The 23,893-nt window shown below is 55.2% G+C and carries 22 protein-coding genes; 14 read left to right on the top strand and 8 right to left on the bottom strand.

The window, feature by feature from the left end:
• Window positions 1–7: 7 nt before the first annotated feature.
• The 4 genes from BM007_RS11990 to tldD all read left to right on the top strand — a co-directional run bounded on the left by BM007_RS11990 (window position 8) and on the right by tldD (window position 7,435).
• Window positions 8–601 (top strand): Maf family protein, encoded by a 594-nt coding sequence (locus tag BM007_RS11990; RefSeq protein ID WP_024906325.1) that lies wholly within the window; start codon window positions 8–10, stop codon window positions 599–601.
• Window positions 591–2,060: a ribonuclease G gene (rng, locus tag BM007_RS11985; RefSeq protein ID WP_010436156.1), complete on the top strand. Its 1,470-nt coding sequence runs from the start codon at window positions 591–593 to the stop codon at window positions 2,058–2,060. The genes BM007_RS11990 and rng overlap by 11 nt, the downstream gene beginning before the upstream one ends.
• 41 nt (window positions 2,061–2,101) lie before the next feature.
• Window positions 2,102–5,905 (top strand): AsmA2 domain-containing protein YhdP, encoded by a 3,804-nt coding sequence (gene yhdP, locus BM007_RS11980; RefSeq protein WP_090418902.1) that lies wholly within the window; start codon window positions 2,102–2,104, stop codon window positions 5,903–5,905.
• Window positions 5,906–5,989: 84 nt separating this feature from the next.
• Window positions 5,990–7,435 carry a metalloprotease TldD gene (tldD, locus tag BM007_RS11975; protein WP_024906327.1) on the top strand — a complete coding sequence of 482 codons (1,446 nt, stop codon included), beginning with the start codon at window positions 5,990–5,992 and terminating at the stop codon, window positions 7,433–7,435.
• A 46-nt stretch (window positions 7,436–7,481) separates the two neighbouring features.
• Here tldD and BM007_RS11970 read toward each other — a convergent pair whose 3' ends face one another.
• Both BM007_RS11970 and aaeR read right to left on the bottom strand, forming a co-directional pair.
• Window positions 7,482–8,096 (bottom strand): YagU family protein, encoded by a 615-nt coding sequence (locus tag BM007_RS11970; RefSeq protein ID WP_024906328.1) that lies wholly within the window; start codon window positions 8,094–8,096, stop codon window positions 7,482–7,484.
• Between the two features lie 219 nt (window positions 8,097–8,315).
• Window positions 8,316–9,242, bottom strand: a complete 927-nt coding sequence (gene aaeR, locus BM007_RS11965; RefSeq protein WP_023309395.1) for an HTH-type transcriptional activator AaeR — start codon at window positions 9,240–9,242, stop codon at window positions 8,316–8,318.
• Between the two features lie 179 nt (window positions 9,243–9,421).
• On the opposite strand from aaeR, the gene aaeX reads away from it, so the two are divergent.
• The 5 genes from aaeX (at window position 9,422) to BM007_RS11940 (ending at window position 14,401) form a co-directional block, all read left to right on the top strand.
• Window positions 9,422–9,625: a p-hydroxybenzoic acid efflux pump operon protein AaeX gene (aaeX, locus tag BM007_RS11960; protein WP_003860416.1), complete on the top strand. Its 204-nt coding sequence runs from the start codon at window positions 9,422–9,424 to the stop codon at window positions 9,623–9,625.
• A gap of 7 nt (window positions 9,626–9,632) precedes the next feature.
• Window positions 9,633–10,565 (top strand): p-hydroxybenzoic acid efflux pump subunit AaeA, encoded by a 933-nt coding sequence (aaeA, locus tag BM007_RS11955; RefSeq protein WP_032650427.1) that lies wholly within the window; start codon window positions 9,633–9,635, stop codon window positions 10,563–10,565.
• Window positions 10,566–10,570: 5 nt separating this feature from the next.
• Window positions 10,571–12,538: a p-hydroxybenzoic acid efflux pump subunit AaeB gene (gene aaeB, locus BM007_RS11950; protein ID WP_090418899.1), complete on the top strand. Its 1,968-nt coding sequence runs from the start codon at window positions 10,571–10,573 to the stop codon at window positions 12,536–12,538.
• 90 nt (window positions 12,539–12,628) lie between these two features.
• On the top strand, window positions 12,629–14,083 hold the full coding sequence (locus BM007_RS11945; protein WP_090418896.1) for an NAD-dependent succinate-semialdehyde dehydrogenase: 1,455 nt from the start codon (window positions 12,629–12,631) through the stop codon (window positions 14,081–14,083).
• Window positions 14,084–14,128: 45 nt separating this feature from the next.
• On the top strand, window positions 14,129–14,401 hold the full coding sequence (locus BM007_RS11940; RefSeq protein ID WP_090418892.1) for a barstar family protein: 273 nt from the start codon (window positions 14,129–14,131) through the stop codon (window positions 14,399–14,401).
• A gap of 62 nt (window positions 14,402–14,463) precedes the next feature.
• On the opposite strand, the gene yhcN (BM007_RS11935) is transcribed toward BM007_RS11940, so the two are convergent.
• From yhcN (BM007_RS11935) to argR, 3 genes are all read right to left on the bottom strand, one after another.
• The gene (gene yhcN / locus BM007_RS11935; RefSeq protein ID WP_014885424.1) at window positions 14,464–14,730 is read right to left on the bottom strand and encodes a peroxide/acid stress response protein YhcN; all 267 of its coding nucleotides are present in this window, start codon (window positions 14,728–14,730) and stop codon (window positions 14,464–14,466) included.
• Window positions 14,731–14,841: 111 nt separating this feature from the next.
• Window positions 14,842–15,105 (bottom strand): peroxide/acid stress response protein YhcN, encoded by a 264-nt coding sequence (gene yhcN / locus BM007_RS11930; protein WP_024906333.1) that lies wholly within the window; start codon window positions 15,103–15,105, stop codon window positions 14,842–14,844.
• A gap of 375 nt (window positions 15,106–15,480) precedes the next feature.
• The gene (argR, locus tag BM007_RS11925; RefSeq protein ID WP_023309388.1) at window positions 15,481–15,951 is read right to left on the bottom strand and encodes a transcriptional regulator ArgR; all 471 of its coding nucleotides are present in this window, start codon (window positions 15,949–15,951) and stop codon (window positions 15,481–15,483) included.
• 397 nt (window positions 15,952–16,348) lie between these two features.
• Between argR and mdh the strand changes: the two genes are divergently transcribed.
• Window positions 16,349–17,287 (top strand): malate dehydrogenase, encoded by a 939-nt coding sequence (gene mdh / locus BM007_RS11920; RefSeq protein WP_023309387.1) that lies wholly within the window; start codon window positions 16,349–16,351, stop codon window positions 17,285–17,287.
• Window positions 17,288–17,344: 57 nt separating this feature from the next.
• On the opposite strand, the gene degS is transcribed toward mdh, so the two are convergent.
• The 3 genes from degS to zapG form a co-directional block, all read right to left on the bottom strand.
• On the bottom strand, window positions 17,345–18,412 hold the full coding sequence (gene degS / locus BM007_RS11915; protein ID WP_090418889.1) for an outer membrane-stress sensor serine endopeptidase DegS: 1,068 nt from the start codon (window positions 18,410–18,412) through the stop codon (window positions 17,345–17,347).
• Window positions 18,413–18,503: 91 nt separating this feature from the next.
• Entirely contained in the window at window positions 18,504–19,871 is a 1,368-nt protein-coding gene (degQ, locus tag BM007_RS11910) for a serine endoprotease DegQ (RefSeq protein ID WP_024906335.1), read from the bottom strand.
• Window positions 19,872–20,042: 171 nt separating this feature from the next.
• Entirely contained in the window at window positions 20,043–20,441 is a 399-nt protein-coding gene (zapG, locus tag BM007_RS11905) for a Z-ring associated protein ZapG (protein ID WP_008502832.1), read from the bottom strand.
• A gap of 189 nt (window positions 20,442–20,630) precedes the next feature.
• Between zapG and zapE the strand changes: the two genes are divergently transcribed.
• The 4 genes from zapE (at window position 20,631) to sspA (ending at window position 23,890) form a co-directional block, all read left to right on the top strand.
• A complete protein-coding gene (gene zapE / locus BM007_RS11900) occupies window positions 20,631–21,755 on the top strand; it encodes a cell division protein ZapE (RefSeq protein ID WP_024906336.1) in 1,125 nt (374 codons plus the stop codon).
• Window positions 21,756–22,106: 351 nt separating this feature from the next.
• Window positions 22,107–22,535, top strand: coding sequence for a 50S ribosomal protein L13 (rplM, locus tag BM007_RS11895; RefSeq protein ID WP_006178824.1), 429 nt, complete (start codon window positions 22,107–22,109; stop codon window positions 22,533–22,535).
• Window positions 22,536–22,550: 15 nt separating this feature from the next.
• Window positions 22,551–22,943 carry a 30S ribosomal protein S9 gene (rpsI, locus tag BM007_RS11890; RefSeq protein WP_003860436.1) on the top strand — a complete coding sequence of 131 codons (393 nt, stop codon included), beginning with the start codon at window positions 22,551–22,553 and terminating at the stop codon, window positions 22,941–22,943.
• Window positions 22,944–23,251: 308 nt separating this feature from the next.
• Window positions 23,252–23,890: a stringent starvation protein SspA gene (gene sspA / locus BM007_RS11880; protein WP_023333624.1), complete on the top strand. Its 639-nt coding sequence runs from the start codon at window positions 23,252–23,254 to the stop codon at window positions 23,888–23,890.
• Window positions 23,891–23,893 lie beyond the last annotated feature (3 nt).

Genomic DNA, 23,893 nt, shown 5'->3' with positions numbered 1-23,893 from the left:
GGTTTCTATGACGTCTTTGTATCTCGCTTCCGGCTCCCCGCGCCGTCAGGAACTCCTGACGCAGCTAGGGGTCTCTTTTGAACGCATCGTGACCGGCATTGAAGAAAGACGTGCTGAGGGCGAAAGCGCCCAGCAGTACGTGTCTCGCCTGGCGCGTGAGAAAGCGCAGGCGGGCGTGGCCAGTGTGCCATGCGATCTCCCCGTGCTGGGAGCAGATACCATCGTTATTCTGAACGGTGAAGTGCTTGAGAAACCGCGCGACGCCGATCATGCGGCGCGCATGCTGCGCAAACTGTCCGGACATACGCATCAGGTGATGACGGCCGTCGCGTTGGCTGACAGCCAGCACGTGCTGGATTGCCTGGTGGTGACAGAAGTGACGTTCAGAGTGCTTACCGACGACGACATCGCCGCTTATATTGCCAGCGGTGAACCAATGGATAAGGCAGGTGCATACGGTATTCAGGGGCTGGGTGGCTGTTTTGTCAGGAAGATTCATGGCAGCTATCACGCCGTAGTCGGCTTACCGCTGGTGGAAACGTATGAGTTGCTGAGCAATTTTAACTCACTGCGTGAGGGAAGGGATAATTATGACGGCTGAATTGTTGGTAAACGTAACGCCATCGGAAACCCGTGTGGCCTATATTGATGGTGGCATTCTTCAGGAAATTCATATTGAGCGTGAAGCGCGGCGCGGAATAGTAGGCAATATCTACAAAGGTCGTGTCAGTCGTGTACTACCGGGTATGCAGGCGGCTTTTGTAGATATTGGACTGGATAAGGCGGCATTTTTACATGCCTCCGATATCATGCCGCACACCGAGTGCGTCGCGGGCGAAGAGCAAAAGCAGTTTGCCGTGCGCGACATTTCCGAACTGGTGCGTCAGGGACAGGATCTGATGGTGCAGGTGGTGAAAGATCCCCTCGGTACCAAAGGCGCCCGTCTGACCACCGACATCACCTTACCTTCCCGCTATCTGGTCTTTATGCCCGGCGCGTCGCACGTGGGCGTTTCGCAGCGTATTGAGAGCGAAACCGAGCGCGAGCGTCTGAAGAAAGTGGTGAGTGCCTACTGCGATGAGCAGGGCGGGTTTATCATCCGTACCGCCGCAGAGGGGATCAGCGAGGAAGACCTGGCGTCGGATGCGGCTTACCTGAAGCGCGTCTGGACCAAAGTGATGGAGCGTAAAAAACGCAACCAGACCCGCTACCAGCTCTACGGTGAACTGGCGCTTGCACAACGCGTTCTGCGTGACTTTGCTGATGCGCAGCTCGACCGCATTCGCGTGGACTCGCGCCTGACCTATGAAGCGTTGCTGGAATTTACCGCCGAATATATCCCCGAGATGCCTGGCCTGCTGGAGCATTATTCAGGGCGTCAGCCGATCTTCGATCTCTATGATGTTGAAAACGAGATCCAGCGTGCGCTGGAGCGTAAGGTTGAACTGAAGTCAGGCGGCTATCTGATCATCGATCAGACCGAAGCGATGACCACCGTCGATATTAACACCGGCGCGTTTGTCGGCCATCGCAACCTGGATGACACCATCTTCAACACCAACATCGAAGCCACACAGGCGATTGCGCGCCAGCTTCGTCTGCGCAATCTGGGCGGCATTATCATCATCGACTTCATCGATATGAGTAATGAAGACCATCGTCGCCGCGTGCTGCACTCGCTTGAGCAGGCGTTGAGTAAAGATCGCGTGAAAACCAGCATCAACGGCTTCTCACAGCTGGGACTGGTGGAAATGACGCGTAAGCGTACCCGCGAGAGCGTGGAGCATGTGCTGTGTAATGAATGCCCGACCTGCCATGGACGCGGAACGGTAAAGACGGTTGAGACCGTCTGCTACGAAATTATGCGTGAAATTGTGCGTGTGCATCATGCCTACGACTCCGACCGTTTTCTGGTCTATGCTTCCCCTGCGGTGGCTGAAGCGCTGAAAGGCGAAGAGTCACACGCGCTGGCGGAAGTGGAAATCTTTGTCGGCAAACAGGTAAAAGTACAAATTGAACCGCTCTATAACCAGGAGCAGTTTGACGTCGTAATGATGTAAACGCAGTACGCTGCGTGACGAATGCTGACAAGGAGAGATGCGTGAGGCGATTGCCGGGGATTTTATTGCTTACAGGGGCAACGCTGGTCGTGATTGTCGCGTTGCTCGTGAGCGGGCTACGCCTCGTATTGCCGCATCTGGACAGCTGGCGTCCGCAGCTGCTGGCGAAAATCGAATCCACCACCGGCGTGCCGGTGAACGTCAGTCAGGTCAGCGCTAACTGGCAAAATTTTGGCCCGACGCTCGATGTCCGGGATATCAACGCCCGCCTGAAAGATGGCGGCTACCTGAAAATCAAACGCGTGACCCTGGCGCTGGACGTCTGGCAAAGCCTGCTGCATCTGCGCTGGCAGTTTCGCGATCTCACCTTTTATCAGCTCCAGTTCCTTACCAATACGCCGCTGTCCGGTAGCGATAGCGGTCAGGGGCTTGAAGCCAACCGCTTCAGCGATCTTTTCCTCCGCCAGTTCGATCATTTCGATCTGCGCGACAGCGAAGTGAGCTTTATTACTCTTTCCGGCCAGCGCGCCGAGCTGGCGATCCCGCAGCTGACCTGGCTCAACGGTAAGGATCGGCATCGCGCCGAGGGACAGGTCAATCTCTCAAGCCTGAACGGCCAGCACGGCGTGATGCAGGTGCGCATGGATCTGCGCGACGATGACGGCCTGTTAAATAACGGCAAAGTCTGGCTGCAGGCCGATGATGTGGACGTCAAGCCGTGGCTGGGCGACTGGCTCCAGCAAAATATGCAGCTGGAAACGGCCCGCTTCAGTCTTGAAGGCTGGCTGACCCTGACGAAAGGCGAATTTGCCAGCGGTGATATCTGGCTCAAGCAGGGAGGCGCAAGCTGGAAAGGCGAAAAACAACAGCATCAGCTTTCCGTCGATAACCTCACCGCACACGTAACGCAGGAGAAAGAGGGCTGGCAGTTTGCCATTCCCGATACGCGCATCACCATGGACGGCAAGCCGTGGCCGCGCGGTGCGCTGACGCTGGCCTGGATGCCGGAGCAGGACGTTGGTGGTGCGGCCAGTAAACGCAGCGACGAGCTGCGCATCCGTGCCAGCAACCTGGATTTGGCTGCCATTGAAGGGCTGCGCTCGATGGCGGCAAAGCTCTCTCCCGATCTCGGCGAGATCTGGCTGGCAACGCAGCCGAGCGGGAAGATAGACGCTCTGGCGCTGGATATCCCGCTCCAGGCGACGGAAAAAACCCGCTTCCAGGCAACGTGGAAAGATCTTGCCTGGAAGCAGTGGAAGCTGCTGCCGGGTGCAGAGCACTTTAGCGGCAAGCTGGAAGGCAGCGTGGAAAACGGCAGGCTGACGGTTGATATGCACGACGCCAAAATGCCTTACGAGACGGTCTTCCGCGCGCCGCTGGAAATCAAACAGGGCAGTGCGGTGCTTAACTGGCTCCGTAACGACAAGGGTTTCCAGCTTGATGGCCGCCATATCGATGTGAAAGCCAAAGCGGTGCATGCGCGCGGCGATTTCCGCTATCTGCAGCCTGAAGGGGATGAGCCGTGGCTGGGTATTCTCGCCGGGATCAGCACCGATGACGGCTCTCAGGCCTGGCGCTACTTCCCGGAAAACCTGATGGGAAAAGCGCTGGTAGACTATCTCAGCGGGGCGATTCAGGGCGGTCAGGCGGACAATGCCACGCTGGTCTACGGCGGAAATCCGCATCTTTTCCCGTACAAACATAATGAAGGCCAGTTCCAGGTGCTGGTGCCGCTGCATAACGCCACCTTCGCGTTCCAGCCGGACTGGCCCGCGCTGAAAAACCTGGATATCGAACTTAATTTCCTCAATGACGGCCTGTGGATGAAGTCCGACAGCGTGGCGCTGGGCGGCGTGACGGCCAGTAACCTGACGGCCAACATTCCGGACTACTCAAAAGAGAAGCTGCTGATTGATGCCGACATCAACGGTCCCGGCAAGGCGGTCGGACCGTACTTTGAGGAGACGCCTCTGAAAGAGTCGCTGGCCGCGACGCTTCAACAGCTGCAGCTTGATGGCGATGTGAATGCTCGCTTACATCTTGATATCCCGCTGGACGGCAAGATGACCACCGCCAAAGGCGACGTCCGTCTGAAGAACAACAGCCTGTTCATCAAACCCCTTGAGAGCACGCTGAAAAATCTCAGCGGGCAGTTCAGCTTTGAGAACGGTAACCTGAAGAGCGAGCCGCTTACGGCCAGCTGGTTTAATCAGCCCGTTAATATTGACTTCACGACGACCGAGGGTGAAAAGGCCTATCAGGTAGCCGTCAATCTTGACGGTAACTGGCAACCATCACGTATGGACGTCCTGCCGAAGCCCATTGAGGCGTCAGTGGAGGGGGCGGTTGCCTGGCAGGGTAAAGTGGCAATCGACCTGCCTTATCACGCGGGTGCCCAGTATAAGGTCGACATCACGGGCGATCTGAAAAACCTTCAGAGCCAGCTGCCTGCGCCGCTGGATAAACAGGCCGGACAGCCGCTGCCGGTAAAGCTGAACGTCGATGGCAACCTGAACAGCTTCGCGCTGACCGGCAGCGCGGGTGGGACAAACCACTTCAACAGCCGCTGGCTGCTTAACCGCAAGCTCACCCTCGACAAAGCCATCTGGACAACGGATAGCCGCTCCACGCCGCCGCTGCCGGAGCAGACGGGCATTGAGTTGAATCTCCCGTCGATGGACGGTGCTGAGTGGCTGGCGTTGTTCCAGAAAGGCGTTGGGCAAAACGTTGATGAAACCGCCCAGTTCCCGCAAACCATTACCGTACGTACGCCGTCGCTGATGCTGGGCGGGCAGCAGTGGAACAACCTGAGCATTGTCTCGCAGCCTGGCGCTAACGGCACGAAGGTGGAGGCCCAGGGCAGAGAGATCAACGGTACGCTGACCATGCGCAATCACGCGCCGTGGCAGGCGGCGATCCGCTACCTCTACTACAACCCGGCAAGCGCCGCGAGCGGGAAAGACAAACCGGCAGAGACGTCGCCGCTGAGTCATACCTCCCGCGTCGATTTTAGCGGCTGGCCCGATCTCCAGCTGCGCTGTGCGGAGTGCTGGCTGTGGGGGCAGAAATATGGCCGCATCGACGGTGATTTTGCCATCCAGGGAAACACGCTTACGCTCTCCGGCGGCCTGGTTGATACCGGATTTGGCCGCATGACGGCCGCAGGGGAATGGGTGAATAACCCGGGCGAGCAGCGGACGTCCCTGAAGGGCGATATTAAAGGCAACAAACTGGATGCGGCAGCCAGTTTCTTTGGTATCAGCACGCCGCTGCGCGGCTCGTCATTTGACGTCGATTACGATCTTCACTGGCGCGACGCACCGTGGAAGCCGGATGAGGCCTCGCTTAACGGCATTCTGAAAACCCACTTCGGCAAAGGTGAGATCGCCGACGTGAGTACGGGGCGTGCCGGACAGATCCTGCGCCTGCTGAGTTTTGACGCGCTGCTGCGCAAGCTGCGCTTCGATTTCAGTGATACCTTCAACGAAGGTTTCTACTACGATTCCATCCGCAGTACGGCGTGGATCAAGGACGGCGTTCTGCACACGGACGACACGCTGGTGGATGGCCTTGAAGCGGATATCGCCATGAAAGGCTCCGTTAACCTCGTGCGTCGCGAACTGGATATGGAAGCCGTCGTGGCACCGGAAATTTCCGCGAGCGTGGGTGTGGCGGCAGCTTTCGTGGTGAACCCGATTGTTGGTGCGGCGGTGTTTGCCGCCAGTAAAGTGCTGGGGCCACTCTGGAGCAAGGTCTCCATTCTGCGCTACCGCATTACCGGTCCGGTAGATAAACCGCAGATTAACGAGGTGCTGCGCCAGCCGCGCAAAGATGCACAGCAATGATTTGACGCGGGCAGGTAATTGCCTCACTCTCAATAAATACGATCTTTATACCGCCACGGGCGGCAACGAACGAGTAGCAATACGATGAGTCTGAACCTGGTAAGTGAACATTTGCTCGCAGCGAACGGCCTGAGCCATCAGGACCTGTTCTCCATTCTTGGTCAACTGACCGAACGCCGTCTCGACTACGGCGACCTTTATTTCCAGTCGAGCTATCACGAATCCTGGGTTTTAGAAGACAGCATCATCAAAGATGGCTCCTACAACATCGACCAGGGCGTCGGCGTCCGTGCCGTCAGCGGCGAGAAAACCGGTTTTGCCTATGCCGATCAGATTAGCCTCACCGCACTTGAGCAGAGCGCGCAGGCCGCGCGTACCATTGTGCGTGATACCGGCGATGGTCGCGTGAAAACCCTCGGAGAAGTGCAGCACTCTGCGCTCTATACCAGCATCGATCCGCTGCAGAGCATGAGCCGTGAAGAGAAGCTGGATATCCTGCGTCGCGTGGACAAAGTCGCCCGCGCGGCGGACAAACGCGTGCAGGAAGTTTCAGCCAGCCTGAGCGGTGTGTATGAACTGATTCTGGTGGCGGCAACGGACGGCACCCTGGCGGCAGATGTTCGCCCGCTGGTGCGTCTCTCCATCAGCGTGCAGGTTGATGAGGACGGCAAACGCGAGCGCGGCTCAAGCGGCGGCGGCGGTCGTTTCGGCTATGACTGGTTCCTGGGCGACGTTGACGGTGAAGCGCGCGCTGACGCGTGGGCAAAAGAAGCCGTCCGTATGGCGCTGGTGAATCTGAATGCCGTCGCGGCGCCGGCGGGCTCATTCCCGGTGGTGCTGGGTGCCGGCTGGCCGGGCGTATTGTTGCATGAGGCGGTAGGCCATGGCCTGGAAGGCGACTTTAACCGTCGCGGGACGTCCGTGTTCAGCGGTCAGATCGGGCAGCTTGTCTCCTCTGAGCTGTGCACCGTGGTGGATGACGGCACCATGCGCGATCGCCGTGGCTCGGTGGCTATCGACGATGAAGGTACGCCAGGCCAGTACAATGTGCTGATCGAAAACGGCGTGCTGAAAGGCTACATGCAGGACAAACTCAACGCGCGCCTGATGGGTGTTGCGCCGACGGGCAACGGACGCCGTGAATCTTACGCGCATCTGCCGATGCCGCGCATGACCAACACTTACATGCTGCCGGGCAAATCCACGCCGCAGGAGATTATCGAATCCGTTGATTACGGTATCTTTGCGCCAAACTTTGGCGGCGGCCAGGTGGACATCACCTCCGGTAAGTTTGTCTTCTCTACTTCAGAAGCGTACCTGATCGAGAAGGGCAAAGTGACCAAAGCGGTGAAAGGTGCAACGCTGATTGGCTCCGGTATTGAAGCCATGCAGCAGATCTCGATGGTTGGTAACGATCTGAAGCTGGATAACGGCGTGGGCGTCTGCGGTAAAGAGGGCCAGAGCCTGCCGGTTGGCGTGGGCCAGCCAACGCTGAAAGTGGACAACCTGACGGTGGGCGGCACAGCCTGACCTGACTCCTTCATAAAAAAGGCGCTACATCAGTAGCGCCTTTCTTTTAGCGTAAGTGACCCAGCGGTATCTCCGGATCCGGCTCGTGCGTGATGCGGTTACGTAAATCACGACGAATGATTTCTATCGACCAGAACCAGACCAGATGGCCCACGATCTCTGACACGTGTTCATACCACGGCAGCTCAAACAGCGGTGGCGTCAGCCCCATCAGCGGGAAGGAGATCATATGCACAAAGAGCTGAGCTAACGCACCCGCCAGCAAACCCTGCCAGAGTTTAATTTTCGGGAAGACTTCAGCAACGACACAATACCCGACAGCGAAGACGATTGAGAAAATAATATGCGTCACGCCGACCCAGTTAAATATATGTCCGGCAAATGTATAAACCGCTGCGTTAGGATCAACAACACCCAGCCAGTCACGTAAAAATACATAGGGAGGGTTTAAAAAATTACGTGAACAGTCAATCTGGCTTGCGGCTCTTATTAATTGCTCAGGCCCGCATGCGCCGGTAAATAAATCGGTGGGACTGCGTGGCGGAAGCGGCACTTCGGCTCCCCATTTGACAAACGCGGAGACAATCCCTGCAATTAAACCGACGAATGCGGCGAGCCCATAGCGCCTGCGTGAAGGCGGTGTTTGTTCAAATAGATTCATTTCTTTTCCTTGTTTAATGTCATCCTGCGGAATACATTTTATTATTCATATCAGCAACAAATTAATAACAGTCTGAACAGCAGAGTGTTTATAAAGTAAAGGGCGGGCGGCGGCAGTGTCAATTAGCTATTCCTGATAGTGGCGAAGGAATATTCCAGAATGCAGAGGGGTTTTATCCTGGAAATATTCATCGCTCATATACTTTCAGGGATAAATCGATTATTCTTTCCTTCTTCCCCGCATCCCCTGAAACAGCTCCGCCACGTCCACAAAATACTCGGTCAGATAGTTAATACACACCTGTACCTTGAGCGGGAGTTTGTCTTTTTCGGTATACAGGGCGTACACCGGGCGCGGATCGGACTGGTAGCGTGGGAAGAGGATCTCCAGCACGCCGCTGTTGATCTCGTTGATCACCCACATCAGCGGCACGTAGGCGATCCCGGCGCCGGCCACCAGCCAGCGCGAAATGGTCATCGGATCGTTAGTGACAAAACGCCCTTCCGGCAGCAGTCGGGTGGAGATCCCTTCCGGGGCGATCAGCTCAAATTCATTGTCGGGCCGCACACTGTACTCCAGCCATGAGTGGTTAGTGAGGTCGGCGGGTTTCTCCGGCACACCGTACTGCGCCAGATAGCTTTTCGATGCACAGACCACCATCGGCATGCTGCCCAGCCGACGCGAGAACAGGCTGGAATCCTGCAGCGCGCCGACGCGGATCACCACGTCCAGCCCGTCGGCAATCAGATCCGGCGCCGGGATACCCGTCACCAGATTGACGGTAAGCCCGGGGTACTCTTTCAGCATATCCGCGGTCATGGCAGCGAGAACATTTTGTGCCATAGTTGAAGAACACCCGATGCGCAGCGTGCCGATGGGGGTGTTGTTGAAGGCATAAAGCTGTTCGTGAACATCCTGCACTTCAAGCAGCATGCGGCGACAGCCCTGATAGTAAATTTTACCCGCTTCCGTCAGCCCAATGCTGCGGGTGCTGCGGTTGAGCAGCTTGACCTGAAGCTCATCTTCCAGTTTGGACACCGTCTGGCTGATGGATGAGACGCTCATCTGAAGCTGGCGTGCAGCGGCGGTAAAGGAGCCCAGTTCAACCACTTTGGCGAAGACCGACATGCGTTTTAAACGTTCCATTGTTCACTCTGGCTTAAAAGTGATTTAGATCACATATTATAGATAACAGCATAACAGTTACGTTAATATATTATTTATTACATAACGGCTGCGCCATTCTCGCCCGGCGTTCCTTGCTCTCCTGCGATGGCGTGCGCTAAAAAATTCTGAAGCCTGCACTCTCTCTAATCAAGGTCAACATGAGTCTGTTTCCCGTTATCGTGGTGTTCGGTCTGTCGTTCCCACCGATATTTTTCGAGCTTCTTTTATCACTGGCGATCTTCTGGCTGGTGCGCAAGGTGCTGGTCCCTACCGGGATCTACGATTTCGTCTGGCACCCTGCATTGTTCAATACCGCGCTGTATTGCTGCCTGTTCTACCTGATATCGCGCATGTTTGTCTGAGGTTGATGTGAAAACGCTAACAAGAAAAATCTCCCGCACTGCCATCACTACGGCGCTGGTTATCCTCGCCTTCATCGCTATTTTCCGCGCCTGGGTCTATTACACCGAATCACCGTGGACGCGTGATGCACGCTTCAGCGCCGATGTGGTGGCCATCGCCCCTGACGTGGCCGGTCTTATCACGGCGGTCAACGTCCACGACAACCAGCTGGTGAAAAAAGATCAGGTTCTGTTCACCATCGACCAGCCTCGTTACCAGAAAGCGCTGGAAGAGGCGGAAGCGGACGTGGCCTATTACCAGGCGCTGGCTGCGGAGAAACGTCGCGAAGCTGGCCGCCGTAACCAGCTTGGCGTTCAGGCAATGTCCCGTGAAGAGATTGACCAGTCCAACAACGTGCTGCAGACCGTGCTCCACCAGCTGGCGAAAGCGCAGGCAACGCGCGATCTGGCGAAGCTCGATCTGGAGCGCACCGTGATCCGTGCGCCGTCTGATGGCTGGGTGACCAACCTGAACGTCTACGCCGGGGAATTCATTACCCGCGGCTCAACCGCCGTGGCGCTGGTTAAACAGAACTCCTTCTACGTGCTCGCCTATATGGAAGAGACCAAGCTGGAGGGCGTACGTCCAGGGTATCGCGCGGAGATCACGCCGCTGGGCAGCAATCGCGTCTTTAAAGGCACCGTCGACAGCGTTGCCGCAGGGGTGACTAACTCCAGCAGCTCTAACGATGCTAAAGGGATGGCGACGGTAGATTCCAACCTCGAGTGGGTGCGTCTGGCCCAGCGCGTGCCGGTGCGCATCCACCTGGATGAGCAGCAGGGAAATCTGTGGCCTGCGGGTACCACGGCGACGGTGGTGATTACCGGTGAAAAAGACCGGGATGCCAGCCAGGATTCATTCTTCCGTAAAATTGCCCACCGCCTGCGCGAGTTTGGTTAATCGACATGGGTATCTTTTCCATCGCCAGCCAGCACATTCGCTTCGCCGTGAAGCTGGCGTGCGCCATCGTGCTGGCGCTGTTTGTCGGCTTCCACTTCCAGCTTGAAACCCCTCGCTGGGCGGTGCTGACGGCTGCGATTGTCGCGGCGGGTCCGGCCTTCGCCGCGGGCGGGGAGCCCTATTCTGGCGCGATCCGCTATCGCGGGATGCTGCGTATCATCGGGACGTTTATCGGCTGCTTCGCGGCGCTGACCATTATTATTCTGATGATCCGCACCCCGCTGCTGATGCTGATGGTCTGCTGTATCTGGGCAGGTTTCTGCACCTGGATCTCGTCTCTGGTGAAAGTGGAGAACTCCTACGCCTGGGGGCTGGCGGGCTATACCGCGCTGATTATTGTCATCACCATTCAGTCTGAACCGCTGCTTGCTCCACAGTTTGCGGTTGAGCGCTGCAGCGAGATTGTCATTGGTATTGTCAGTGCAATCGTCGCTGACCTGCTGTTCTCCCCGCGCTCCATCAAGCAGGAAGTCGACCTTGAGCTTGACGCGCTGATGGTTGCCCAGTACCAACTGATGCAGCTCTGCATTAAGCACGGCGACAGCGAAGAGGTGGATAGAGCCTGGAGCGGGCTGGTACGTCGTACGCAGGCGCTGGAAGGGATGCGCAGCAACCTTAATATGGAGTCCTCGCGCTGGGCTCGCGCGAATCGTCGCCTGAAAGCCCTCAACACCGTCTCTCTGACGCTGATTACCCAGGCATGTGAAACCTATTTGATTCAGAACACCCGGCCGGAAGCGGTCACCGATACGTTCCGCGAACTGTTTGCCGAGCCGGTGGAAACCGTGCAGGACGTGCACAAGCAGCTTAAGCGCATGCGTCGGGTGATTGCCTGGACAGGGGAGCGCGACACGCCGGTGACGATCTACACCTGGGTCGGTGCCGCGACGCGCTATCTGCTGCTGAAGCGCGGCGTGATCGGGAACACCAAAATCAGCGCGGCGGAAGAAGAGGTGCTGCAGGGCGAAGTGGTGATCAAGGCGGAATCCGCCGAGCGTCATCACGCCATGGTCAACTTCTGGCGTACCACGCTGGCCTGTATGCTCGGCACGCTGTTCTGGCTGTGGACGGGCTGGACGTCCGGCAGCGGCGCGATGGTGATGATTGCCGTCGTGACCGCACTGGCGATGCGTCTGCCTAACCCGCGAATGGTCGCCATTGATTTCCTCTACGGCACCATTGCCGCCCTGCCGATAGGCGCGCTCTATTTTCTGGTCATCATCCCGTCGACGCAGCAGAGCATGCTGCTGCTCTGTATTAGTCTGGCGGTAATGGCGTTCTTTATCGGCATTGAAGTACAAAAGCGGCGCCTGGGATCGCTGGGGGCGCTGGCAAGTACGATTAACATCATCGTGCTCGATAACCCGATGACCTTCCATTTCAGCCAGTTCCTCGACAGCGCATTAGGTCAGCTGGTGGGCTGTTTCCTGGCCATGATGGTGATACTGCTGGTACGGGATAACTCGCAGGCAAGAACGGGCCGCGTGCTGCTGAACCAGTTCGTGTCGGCTGCCGTGTCGTCGATGACAACCAATACCGCGCGCCGTAAAGAGAACCACCTGCCCGCGCTCTACCAGCAGCTGTTTTTACTGCTGAACAAGTTCCCTGGCGATATCGCGAAGTTCCGCCTGGCGTTAACCATGATCATCGCGCACCAGCGTCTGCGTAACGCGCCGGTGCCGATCAACGACGATCTGTCGGCCTGGCACCGCCAGCTGCGTCGTACTGCCGATCACGTGCTTTCCGCCAGCAGCGATGACAAACGGCGTCGTTACTTTACGCAGCTGCTTGAAGAGCTCGATATCTACCAGGAGAAGCTAAAGCACTGGGAAGCACCGCCTCAGGTGACCGAGCCGGTAGGACGGCTGGTGTTTATGCTGCATCGCTACCAGAATGCCCTCACGGATAACTGACTGAAGTAAAAAAACCGACGCCAAAAGCGTCGGTTTTTTTGTGGCTATACTTATTCCAGCACGTTCTTACATTTCAGGAAGGGAGGACACATGACGACCCAGGCGCTTCAGGATCACATCCTTTTTCAGACCGGTTATCTGGTCAACGGAATCTGGAAGACGCTGGACACGACCTTCGATGTGCTTAACCCCGCTACCGGGGAAGTCATCGCGAAAGTCGCCAAAGCGGGTAAAGCACAAACCGAAGAGGCTATCGCAGCGGCCACCAAAGCCTTCCCGGCCTGGCGTGCCAAAACTGCAAAAGAGCGTTCGGCGATTCTCTACCGCTGGTACGAACTGATTATTGAGAATAAAAGCTGGCTCGGGCGGTTAATGACCACCGAACAGGGCAAACCCCTGAAAGAAGCGGAGGGAGAAGTCGAGTACGCCGCCAGCTTTATCCAGTGGTTTGCCGAAGAGGCCAAACGCGCTAATGGTGAAATTATTCCGCCGATCAAACCCGGCTCACGCATTCTGGCGACCCGTGAACCCATTGGTGTGGTCGCGGCGATTACGCCGTGGAACTTCCCGATGGCCATGCTCACCCGCAAGTTAGGCCCGGCGCTGGCAGCAGGATGTACCGGGGTGATCAAACCGGCCAATAACACACCGCTCAGTGCCTTTGCGCTGCTTACCCTGGCAAAACAGGCCGGCGTACCCGACGGCGTGCTCAACGCCGTGGCCGGGAATACGCATGAAATCAGCGATGCGATTATGGCAAGCCGGGACGTGCGTAAAATCTCCTTTACGGGTTCAACCTCCGTCGGCAAAACGCTGGTGCGTAACGCCGCAGAAACCATGAAGAAAGTCTCGATGGAGCTGGGGGGAAATGCTCCTTATATCGTTTTTGAGGATGCGGATATCGACGCAGCGGTTAAGGGGGCGATCGCCAACAAGTTCCGCAATGCCGGGCAGGTCTGCGTCAGCGTGAACCGTTTTTATATTCAGGAAACCGTCTACGACAAATTTGTGAATAAACTTGCCGATGCGGTGAATGGGCTGAAGGTGGGGAATGGTCTTGACGAAGGGGTGGTCGTCGGGCCGCTGATTGAACCTTCTGCGGTCAACAAGGTGCGTGAGCATGTCGACGATGCCGTTGCCCGGGGCGCAACCGTACTGGCTGGGGGTAAGCCCCATCCGCTTGGTGGGAATTTCTGGATGCCAACCGTACTGGGCGACTGCCATGAAGGCATGAAGCTGGCAGAAGAAGAGACGTTTGGCCCGGTGGCAGCGTGCTTCCGTTTCACCTCGGAAGATGAAGTTATCCAGCGCGCCAACAACACGCCCTATGGGCTGGCGGCTTACTTCTATACCCAGAATCTCTCACGGGTCTTCCGCGTTTCACAGGCAATCGAGAGCGGGATGATTGGCATTAACGAGTGTGCCGTCTCCACGGAGCTCGGGCCCTTTGGCGGCGTAAAAGAGTCAGGTCTTGGACGAGAGGGCTCCGTGCTGGGGCTGGAAGAGTATCTGGAAGTTAAAACCCTGCATATTGGGGGATTATAATAGACAGGGCGGCATCTGCCGCTCGCCTGGACTGGGTGGCTGGCAATGAAAACCTATACGTTTGATTTTGACGAGATCGACAGTCAGGAAGACTTCTACCGTGAATTTATCCGGATGTTTGATCTTGAACGGGAAAGCGTGACGAATCTGGATACGCTGTGGGACGTGGTGACCGGCAGTCTGCTGCCGCTACCGCTGGAAATTGAGTTCATCCATTTGCCCGATAAGCTTCGCAGACGTTTTGGCGCGCTGATATTGCTTTTCGATGAAGCGGAAGAAGAGCTTGAAGGGCAGCTGCGCTTTAACGCGCGGCATTGAATCAAAAAAAGCCCCTGACCATGAGGCCAGGGGCAAGTCGTATGATGAGATACGACGAGGGTTTATTTATACAGTTCAGCCGTTGCATGCCAGTGGTCACCCTGATTCAGTTCGGTGACGCGATAGCTGCTGGCGCCTGCTTTTTCAGCTTTGGCGGCCAGTTCCTGACGAATATCCATTGGGGAACCGGTGACTGACGTCACGGACACGCTGCCCATACGCTGTAGATTTTGTGCCTGGTCAGCATTCACCTGCTGTACGGCTGCGCTTGCGCCGAAAGAGAGAACGGATGCCAGACCGAGGGTTGCGATGATCAATTTGGTTTTCATAGTCTTTACTCCTGAATAGGGTTTTTTACTCAACGGCGAGAAGGGTTGAACTGCTATTTTTATGCCTGGTGCCGTTGAGGGGAGATTTACGTTTTCAGTTATTACTAAAACTTATTTGTACAGCTCAGCGGTGGCGTGCCAGTGGTCACCAGAACGCGCTTCGATGATGCGATAGGATGACGCACCCTGTTCTTCCGCTTTTTTGTTCAGCATCTCACGCATGTCCATTGGCGATGTGCCGACCGCGCCGACAGAAACCGTACCGATGGCCTGGCGGGATTGCGCCTGGTCAGCATTGATAGAGTCGGCAGCGAAAGCACCGAATGACAGGACAGACAGGACGCTCAGCGCCGCTACAGTTGATTTGATTTTCATGATTCTTACCTCGTCGAATTTTTTAGTGGGGTCTTGTTTCGTGACCCTCATCACGAAATCAAGTATACACTAATAACGGTAAAAATTAATACCAGACTAATGGTTTCTATTGTTATTACGTGTTAACCAGACTATTTTTTATAACCAAATTGCATAATATTGGGTGTTTTTTGTTCGATTGTGGTGGTTATATCTAATTAAATCATATGGATAGTAGCTTTTGATTTTTTGTGCGATTTTTTGATTTAGCATTCACCAGATGAATGTTAATGGGTGGTAAAAAGCACTATTTGTCAAAGTGAAGGGCAGTAGAAAAGAGGGGGAAACGCAGCGTAAGCAGAACGATCCCCGTAGCGACGCTACGGGGAGAGGGGATTAGAGTTCCTGTTCGAACAGAACCAGAATCGCTTCGTGGAGATCTTTCACGGAGAAACCGCTGGCTGGTGTGGTAAAGATGGTGTCATCGCCGGCGATAGTCCCGAGGATACCCTCCGTTTTACCCAGCGAGTCCAGCATGCGGGCAATCAGCTGTGCGGCCCCAGGGCTTGTGTGGATCACCACTACGGCGTCGTTATGATCGATATCCAGAACCAGATTTTTGAGCGGGCTGGAGGTGGTCGGCACGCCAAGTTCTGCCGGCAGGCAATAGACCATCTCCATCTTGGCGTTACGGGTACGCACCGCGCCAAATTTCGTTAACATGCGGGAGACTTTCGACTGATTGATGTTATCGAAGCCTTGTTCCTGCAGCGCCTGAACAATTTCTCCCTGAGAACTGAATTTCTCTTCTTTGAGTAGCGCCTTAAACGCCTTTACTAATTCTTCTTGCTTAGACGAGCTTCGCATAAGTCACCCGGAATATGACGATAGAAACAACATTATTATGCATGTGGATGAATTTTTATGCAAATTATCTACCCAGCGCCAGGCTGAAATAATGTTATGAAAGGGAGTGATTTTATCAGATTTCGTTATCAGAAAACATGCCTGGGTCACGCCGCGCAAATAAGCTTAAAAGTAAATTAAATGTTATCAAAATGATGTTGTTTTGGTGGCGGGGCAGGGTGTATTGTAACCACCTCTTAATGCGTTGCCATTTGTCGTCAGATAGTCTTCTGATGAGAGATAAAGTCGCGTGACCTCAAATTCTTTAGCTACGAAAATTGTAATTATTTACTTGCTGAATTATGGTCGCCGCAACGGATTTACAGATACTTAAGTTAACCATAATAAGGAGTTTAGGATGAAAGTCGCAGTCCTCGGCGCTGCTGGTGGTATCGGCCAGGCGCTTGCCCTACTACTGAAAACCCAACTGCCTTCAGGCTCAGAACTCTCCCTGTACGATATTGCTCCGGTAACCCCAGGTGTGGCGGTTGACCTGAGCCACATCCCGACCGCTGTAAAAATCAAAGGCTTCTCCGGTGAAGATGCACGTCCTGCACTGCAGGGTGCTGACGTGGTGCTGATTTCTGCAGGCGTGGCGCGTAAGCCAGGCATGGATCGTTCAGACCTGTTCAACGTCAACGCGGGCATCGTGAAAAACCTGGTGCAGCAGATTGCAGAAATCTGCCCGAAAGCATGCATCGGTATCATCACTAACCCGGTGAACACTACCGTGGCTATCGCGGCAGAAGTGCTGAAGAAAGCGGGTGTTTACGACAAAAACAAACTGTTCGGCGTGACCACGCTGGATATCATCCGTTCCAACACCTTTGTTGCTGAGCTGAAAGGCAAACAGCCAACAGAAGTGGAAGTGCCGGTCATTGGCGGTCACTCTGGCGTCACCATCCTGCCTCTGCTGTCGCAGATCCCAGGCGTGAGCTTCACCGAGCAGGAAGTGGCTGACCTGACTAAACGCATCCAGAACGCGGGCACCGAAGTGGTGGAAGCGAAGGCGGGTGGCGGTTCTGCAACCCTGTCTATGGGCCAGGCAGCTGCGCGTTTTGGTCTGTCACTGGTTCGCGCTCTGCAGGGCGAGAAAGGCGTTGTTGAATGCGCTTACGTTGAAGGCGATGGCGAACACGCTCGCTTCTTCTCTCAACCGCTGCTGCTGGGTAAAAACGGTATCGAAGAGCGTAAATCCATTGGTACGCTGAGCGCGTTTGAACAACACGCGATGGAAGGTATGCTGGATACGCTGAAGAAAGATATCACCCTGGGTGAAGAGTTCGTTAACAAGTAAAACGAACCGTCTTCCGGCAAAAAAAACGGAGCTTATCGCTCCGTTTTTTTATGCCTGTCAGTTAGTGGCCGGATATTCCTGAATTGTCACATGCAGCGTCAGTTTCTTATCGTTGCGCATGACTTCAACAGGGATGATAGAGCCCGGACGAATCTCTGCCACCTGGTCCATCGTCTCCAGCGCAGAGACCGCTGGCGTGCCGTTGACCGACACAATGACGTCATTTACCTGAATACCCGCATTAGCGGCCGGGCCACCAGGCGACACTTCATTCACCACAATCCCCTGAATCTGATCGATACCGCCGCCCTGGGTATGCATCGGTGCAATTTCGCGCCCGCCGATACCGATATAGCCGCGGATCACGCGTCCGTCGCGGATCAGCTTATCCATGATCTTGGTCGCCAGCTGGAATGGAATAGCAAAGCCGATCCCTTCCGGCGTCTCGCCGTCGTTACTCTTATCGAACGAGAGGGTGTTGATGCCCATCAGTTCACCCAGCGAGTTGACCAGCGCCCCGCCGGAGTTACCGTGGTTGATGGAGGCATCGGTTTGCAGGAAGTTCTGCCGCCCGGAGGGGTTGAGGCCAATACGACCGGTCGCGCTAATAATCCCCTGGGTGATGGTCTGACCCAGGTTGTAAGGGTTACCAATCGCCAGGACGACGTCACCAATATGCGGGGTACGTTTACGGTTGATCGGGATGACCGGCAAACCGCCCGTGGCGTTAATTTTCAGCACGGCCAGGTCGGTCAGGCTGTCAGATCCAACGAGTAACGCCTCAAATACGCGGCCATCCTGCAGGGCGACGATGATCTGGTCGGCATCGTTAATCACGTGCTTGTTGGTAATAATGTAGCCGCGCTCGTCCATGATTACGCCGGAGCCGAGAGTACGGATCTCCAGCTGGTTGTGGGATGAGGTGTTCAGACCACGGTTATAGACGTTAACCACGGCAGGTGCGGCACGGCGGACGGCCTGGTTATAGGTGGCTGGCGTTTCATCCGTGCTATCGAACTGGGGAGCCGACAGTTTATTGAACTGACGTATAGACGGCAGCGCCAGCAGCAGCAGGCCAGCAACAATCAAACCGATGACAATAGAACGTAAGAGCTTTAAAAGCATGATGCGCGTGTCGTTAAAAAAGGAACGATTTGCAGCATAACATGAGTTATCCGGACATCACACGCAGCGGTGATGTCCGGGTCACAAATGCTTAGCGCAACAGTATATAGATGGACTCATTGCCACGCATGACCTGCAGGGCAATAACCGCCGGTTTACTTTCCAGCAACTTGCGCAGTTCGGCAATGGACTGCACGCGATTGCGGTTTACGCTAATGATCACGTCATCCTGATGCAATCCGGCCTGTGCAGCAGGGCTGCTCTTCTCGACGGTGTCGATGCGAATGCCTTTCGTACCGTCTTTCAACTGCCCATCGCTCAACGTAGCCCCTTGCAGGGCCGGGGCGATAAGCTCCGCACTGGCAGAGGAAGAGGTGCTCTTATCCAGCGTGACTTCAACGTCCAGCGGCTTACCGTCACGTATCAGGCCCAGCTTCACTTTGGCACCGGGTTCGGTGGTGGCAATCCGCGAGCGCAGTTCGGCAAAGCTGCTCAGCGGCTTGTCGTTCAGGCTGACGATCACATCACCCGATTTCACGCCCGCTTTTGCCGAGCCGGAGTTTGGCAGCACTTCACTGACAAACGCCCCGCGCTGTACGTTGATGTTGAACGCTTTTGCAATATCCGCGCTCATCTCCATACCTTTAATACCCAGCAGCCCGCGTTTGACTTCGCCAAACTGAATGAGCTGTTGAGAGAGGGTTTTGGCCATATTGCTGGGGATAGCAAAACCGATCCCGATGCTGCCGCCGCCCGGGGCCAGAATCGCCGTGTTAATCCCTATCAGCTCGCCGTTAAGGTTGAGCAATGCCCCGCCGGAGTTCCCACGGTTGATGGAGGCATCGGTCTGGATAAAGTTTTCCAGCCCTTCCAGATTGAGGCCGCTGCGTCCCAGCGCGGAGACGATCCCGGAAGTCGCGGTCTGCCCTAAACCAAAGGGGTTGCCCACGGCGACGGCAAAATCGCCGACGCGCAGTTTGTCGGAGTCCGCGATGGCAATCTGGGTCAGGTTGCTCGGGTTTTGCACCTGCAACAGCGCGATGTCGCTCTGATCATCTCCGCCGATCAGTTTGGCATCGAATTCGCGGCCATCGTTCAGTTGGACGCTGATTTTATCGGCCTGGCTGATGACATGATTGTTGGTCAGAATATAGCCTTTTGCCGCATCAATAATGACGCCAGAGCCCAGGCCTTCAAAAGGCTGCGCCTGCTGGTCGGGAGACTCATCGCCAAAATATTTTTTCAGTTCTTCAGGGACGCGTTGGCTTTGTACTGCGGTACCCTCAACCTGAACGCTGACGACCGCAGGCAACACTTTTTCCAGCATGGGTGCGAGGCTTGGAATGGCCGCCTGGCCAGGCACCTGGGTGGGGATGGCGGCGAATACAGGGACGGACGCCGAGAGAGATAACCCGACACTTAACGCGATAGCGCTCAACAGCTGGTTTTTTTTCTTCATCGATGTTGACTCTCGTAACCTGGAATAAAGGAAAAACGGCCCCAAAAACACGTTGATGTTATTGAATTTTAAACCGCTGAACAATGAGGTGTTTAACTAAATGATAGCTGGGGTCATCAAGAAAGGACGGGCGCAATCGCTGCGCCCGTAAAATAAATTCAGGTTGTGCGATTAATCGCGTTTTACACCGCCGCGCAGCAGGCCGGACGCGCCATCGGAATAGTCGCGAGGCATCTGAACGGGCGCCTGATCGTTACCGGCTTCAGAGTCAGCCAGACGGTTGCGGAACGGGTTGGTTTCCGCGGTCATTTCCGGCAGCAGGCTGCTGGAGCTTTTGGCCATATGTTGATACAGCTGACGATAGTCGGTCGCCATGTTGTCCAGCAGCTCGGCGCTACGGGCAAAATGGCTGACCAGCTCTTCACGATACTCTTCCAGCTCGGCTTTGTTCTTTTCCAGTTCGTACTGCAGTGACTGCTGCTGACGCAATTTGCGATTACCGAAACGCATGGCCACAGCACCGATGACGATGCCGACGACTAAACCGATTAGCGCATATTCCCAGGTCATGAACTTCTCCCGTTGTCTTGTTGTTCCGTAGGGTGTTGGCTCGGCTCCTGCCTGTGCCTGATAATGCCACTATAACCGCTATTTCCGTAGAAGTGGAATCCTGACGTATCATCGCGTAGTGTAGAACGGCCTTTTTTTCATCAGTCGCGTCTGCTGGTGAGCGTTAATTGAAGGAATAACAATAAGATTATGCAAAACCTGTCCCCTGCATCGCGATATCAACTGGCCCTAAACGAGGGCACTCATCAGCCGGATGACGTTCAACGTGAGGCGGTAAACCGTCTGGAGACGATTTATCAGGAGCTCACGGCAAAACCCGCTGAAGTCGAACAGAACGGTGGCCTAAAGGCGGCGTTTGGGCGGTTGCTCGGTAAAAAAACGCCGCAGGCTCATGTGCCGGTGCGCGGTTTATATATGTGGGGCGGGGTCGGTCGCGGAAAAACCTGGCTGATGGACCTGTTCTATCTGAGCCTGCCGGGCGCACGTAAACAGCGCCTGCACTTCCATCGTTTTATGCTGCGGGTGCATGAAGAGCTGACCGCACTGCAGGGTAAAAGCGATCCGCTGGAGATTGTGGCCGACAGGTTCAAGGCGGAAACCGACGTGCTCTGCTTCGATGAGTTTTTTGTGTCTGACATCACCGATGCCATGCTGTTAGGTGGCCTGATGAAAGCGCTATTTGCCCGCGGAATCACGCTGGTGGCCACGTCGAATATCCCGCCGGATGAGCTCTATCGTAACGGCCTGCAGCGGGCACGCTTTCTGCCCGCCATCGACGCCCTCAAGCAGCACTGCGACATCATGAACGTCGATGCCGGTGTCGATTATCGTCTGCGAACCCTGACACAGGCGCACCTGTGGCTTTCGCCGTTAAATGCAGAGACCACCCGCGAGATGGATAAGCTTTGGCTGGCGCTGGCGGGGGCAAAACGCGATCACGCCCCGGAACTTGAGATTAACCATCGTCCGTTGCCTACGCTCGGCGTTGAAAACCAAACGCTGGCGGTCTCCTTTACGACGCTCTGTGTCGATGCCCGTAGCCAGCACGACTACATTGCGCTTTCGCGTCTGTTCCACACCGTGATGGTGCTGGATGTGCCGGTGATGACGCGGCTGATGGAGAGCGAGGCGCGGCGCTTCATTGCGCTGGTGGACGAGTTTTATGAGCGCCACGTCAAGCTGGTGGTCAGCGCCGAGGTTCCTTTATATGAGATCTACCAGGGCGAGCGGCTGAAGTTTGAGTTCCAGCGCTGCCTGTCTCGCCTGCAGGAGATGCAGAGCGAGGAATACCTGAAGCTGGAGCATATGCCGTAACAAACGTCACCCTCTCCCTGTGGGAGAGTGGCTGGGGGGGGGAGGGCACCAGACGTTAATAAATGCCACCCTCTCCCTGTGGGAGAGGGGCCGGGGGTGAGGGCACCAGACCGTACAATACTTAACCCCGAAAAACCCATTCCAAATCACATTTAAGGGTCGATCTTTGACCTCAACTTCTCTATAATCTTGCGACCCCACGTTACGAGAAGGTTTTTTTCCCGAAACTTTCTATGTGTCGGCATTAGCTATTCGAAGGGGTAGGTTTGCCGGACTTTGTCGTGTGAACCTCAACTGACTAAACGTTTGGGTGTTCACCAACGTGTAACTTATTATTTGGGTAAGCTTTTAATGAAAACTTTTACAGCTAAACCAGAAACCGTACAGCGCGACTGGTATGTTGTTGACGCGACCGGTAAAACTCTGGGCCGTCTGGCTACTGAACTGGCTCGTCGCCTGCGCGGTAAGCACAAAGCGGAATACACTCCGCACGTTGATACCGGTGATTACATCATCGTTCTGAACGCTGATAAAGTTGCTGTAACCGGCAACAAGCGTACTGACAAAGTGTACTATCACCACACCGGCCACATCGGTGGTATCAAAGAAGCGACCTTTGAAGAGATGATTGCTCGCCGTCCTGAGCGTGTGATTGAAATCGCGGTTAAAGGCATGCTGCCAAAAGGCCCGCTGGGTCGTGCTATGTTCCGTAAACTGAAAGTTTACGCAGGCAACGAGCACAACCACGCGGCACAGCAACCGCAAGTTCTTGACATCTAATCGGGATTATAGGCAATGGCTGAAAATCAATACTACGGCACTGGTCGCCGCAAAAGTTCCGCAGCTCGCGTTTTCATCAAACCGGGCAGTGGTAAAATCGTAATCAACCAGCGTTCTCTGGAACAATACTTCGGTCGCGAAACTGCCCGCATGGTAGTTCGCCAGCCGCTGGAACTGGTTGACATGGTAGAAAAACTGGATCTGTACATCACCGTTAAAGGTGGTGGTATCTCCGGTCAGGCAGGTGCGATCCGTCACGGTATCACCCGCGCTCTGATGGAGTACGACGAATCCCTGCGTTCTGAACTGCGTAAAGCTGGCTTCGTTACTCGTGACGCGCGTCAGGTTGAACGTAAGAAAGTGGGTCTGCGTAAAGCACGTCGTCGTCCACAGTTCTCCAAACGTTAATCCATTCTGCTTACGCAGAACGATTGGCGAAAAACCCGCTTCGGCGGGTTTTTTTATGGATAATGCGCAGGTTATCCACAATCTCCATGCATATATCTTCTCTTTTTCCACATTTCCAGAATCCCCTCACCACAAAGCCATCAAAATCTGGTAAACTATCATCCAATTTTCTGCCCAAATATCGGTGAATACTCGATTTTTGTTCGTTTCTTGAACAATGTGTTTTCTCTGGGATGGGCGATACAACATCTGGCTGGCCCCTGTTGGGCTGGTAGCAGTAAAAATTCTGAATATACCTGGAGGTTTTCATGGCTGTCGCTGCCAACAAACGTTCGGTAATGACGCTGTTTTCTGGTCCTACTGACATTTATAGCCATCAGGTTCGTATCGTGCTGGCCGAGAAGGGTGTCAGTTTTGAGATCGAGCATGTGGAAAAGGATAACCCGCCTCAGGATCTGATCGATCTCAACCCGAGCCAAAGCGTACCGACGCTGGTGGATCGCGAGCTGACCCTGTGGGAATCCCGTATCATTATGGAATATCTGGATGAGCGTTTCCCGCATCCGCCACTGATGCCTGTTTACCCTGTCGCGCGTGGTGAAAGCCGCCTGTACATGCAGCGTATTGAAAAAGACTGGTACTCGCTGATGAACGTTATCGTCAGCGGTTCCGCTTCTGAAGCTGACGCTGCACGTAAGCAGCTGCGTGAAGAGCTGCTGGCAATCGCGCCTGTGTTTGGTCAGAAACCGTTCTTCCTGAGCGATGAGTTCAGCCTGGTGGATTGCTACCTGGCACCGCTGCTGTGGCGTCTGCCAACCCTGGGCGTAGAGTTCAGCGGTCCTGGCGCGAAAGAGCTGAAAGGCTATATGACTCGCGTATTTGAACGCGACTCTTTCCTGGCATCTTTAACTGAACCGGAACGTGAAATGCGTCTCGGCCGAGGCTAATGA

The sequence above is a fragment of the Enterobacter sp. NFIX59 genome (assembly GCF_900113755.1).
GTDB lineage: Bacteria > Pseudomonadota > Gammaproteobacteria > Enterobacterales > Enterobacteriaceae > Enterobacter > Enterobacter pseudoroggenkampii.
This window is presented reverse-complemented; position numbering and strand designations above follow the sequence as displayed.

What these genes read in the sequence shown, in the direction of transcription:
- aaeB (WP_090418899.1), top strand. Translation starts at nt 10,571, where the DNA reads ATGGGTATCTTTTCCATCGCCAGCCAGCACATTCGCTTCGCCGTGAAG.
- tldD (WP_024906327.1), top strand. Translation starts at nt 5,990, where the DNA reads ATGAGTCTGAACCTGGTAAGTGAACATTTGCTCGCAGCGAACGGCCTG.
- degQ (WP_024906335.1), bottom strand. Translation starts at nt 19,871, where the DNA reads ATGAAGAAAAAAAACCAGCTGTTGAGCGCTATCGCGTTAAGTGTCGGG.
- aaeR (WP_023309395.1), bottom strand. Translation starts at nt 9,242, where the DNA reads ATGGAACGTTTAAAACGCATGTCGGTCTTCGCCAAAGTGGTTGAACTG.
- degS (WP_090418889.1), bottom strand. Translation starts at nt 18,412, where the DNA reads ATGCTTTTAAAGCTCTTACGTTCTATTGTCATCGGTTTGATTGTTGCT.
- rng (WP_010436156.1), top strand. Translation starts at nt 591, where the DNA reads ATGACGGCTGAATTGTTGGTAAACGTAACGCCATCGGAAACCCGTGTG.
- aaeX (WP_003860416.1), top strand. Translation starts at nt 9,422, where the DNA reads ATGAGTCTGTTTCCCGTTATCGTGGTGTTCGGTCTGTCGTTCCCACCG.
- sspA (WP_023333624.1), top strand. Translation starts at nt 23,252, where the DNA reads ATGGCTGTCGCTGCCAACAAACGTTCGGTAATGACGCTGTTTTCTGGT.
- yhcN (WP_014885424.1), bottom strand. Translation starts at nt 14,730, where the DNA reads ATGAAAACCAAATTGATCATCGCAACCCTCGGTCTGGCATCCGTTCTC.
- BM007_RS11970 (WP_024906328.1), bottom strand. Translation starts at nt 8,096, where the DNA reads ATGAATCTATTTGAACAAACACCGCCTTCACGCAGGCGCTATGGGCTC.
- argR (WP_023309388.1), bottom strand. Translation starts at nt 15,951, where the DNA reads ATGCGAAGCTCGTCTAAGCAAGAAGAATTAGTAAAGGCGTTTAAGGCG.
- mdh (WP_023309387.1), top strand. Translation starts at nt 16,349, where the DNA reads ATGAAAGTCGCAGTCCTCGGCGCTGCTGGTGGTATCGGCCAGGCGCTT.
- zapG (WP_008502832.1), bottom strand. Translation starts at nt 20,441, where the DNA reads ATGACCTGGGAATATGCGCTAATCGGTTTAGTCGTCGGCATCGTCATC.
- rpsI (WP_003860436.1), top strand. Translation starts at nt 22,551, where the DNA reads ATGGCTGAAAATCAATACTACGGCACTGGTCGCCGCAAAAGTTCCGCA.
- zapE (WP_024906336.1), top strand. Translation starts at nt 20,631, where the DNA reads ATGCAAAACCTGTCCCCTGCATCGCGATATCAACTGGCCCTAAACGAG.
- BM007_RS11940 (WP_090418892.1), top strand. Translation starts at nt 14,129, where the DNA reads ATGAAAACCTATACGTTTGATTTTGACGAGATCGACAGTCAGGAAGAC.
- rplM (WP_006178824.1), top strand. Translation starts at nt 22,107, where the DNA reads ATGAAAACTTTTACAGCTAAACCAGAAACCGTACAGCGCGACTGGTAT.
- BM007_RS11945 (WP_090418896.1), top strand. Translation starts at nt 12,629, where the DNA reads ATGACGACCCAGGCGCTTCAGGATCACATCCTTTTTCAGACCGGTTAT.
- BM007_RS11990 (WP_024906325.1), top strand. Translation starts at nt 8, where the DNA reads ATGACGTCTTTGTATCTCGCTTCCGGCTCCCCGCGCCGTCAGGAACTC.
- yhcN (WP_024906333.1), bottom strand. Translation starts at nt 15,105, where the DNA reads ATGAAAATCAAATCAACTGTAGCGGCGCTGAGCGTCCTGTCTGTCCTG.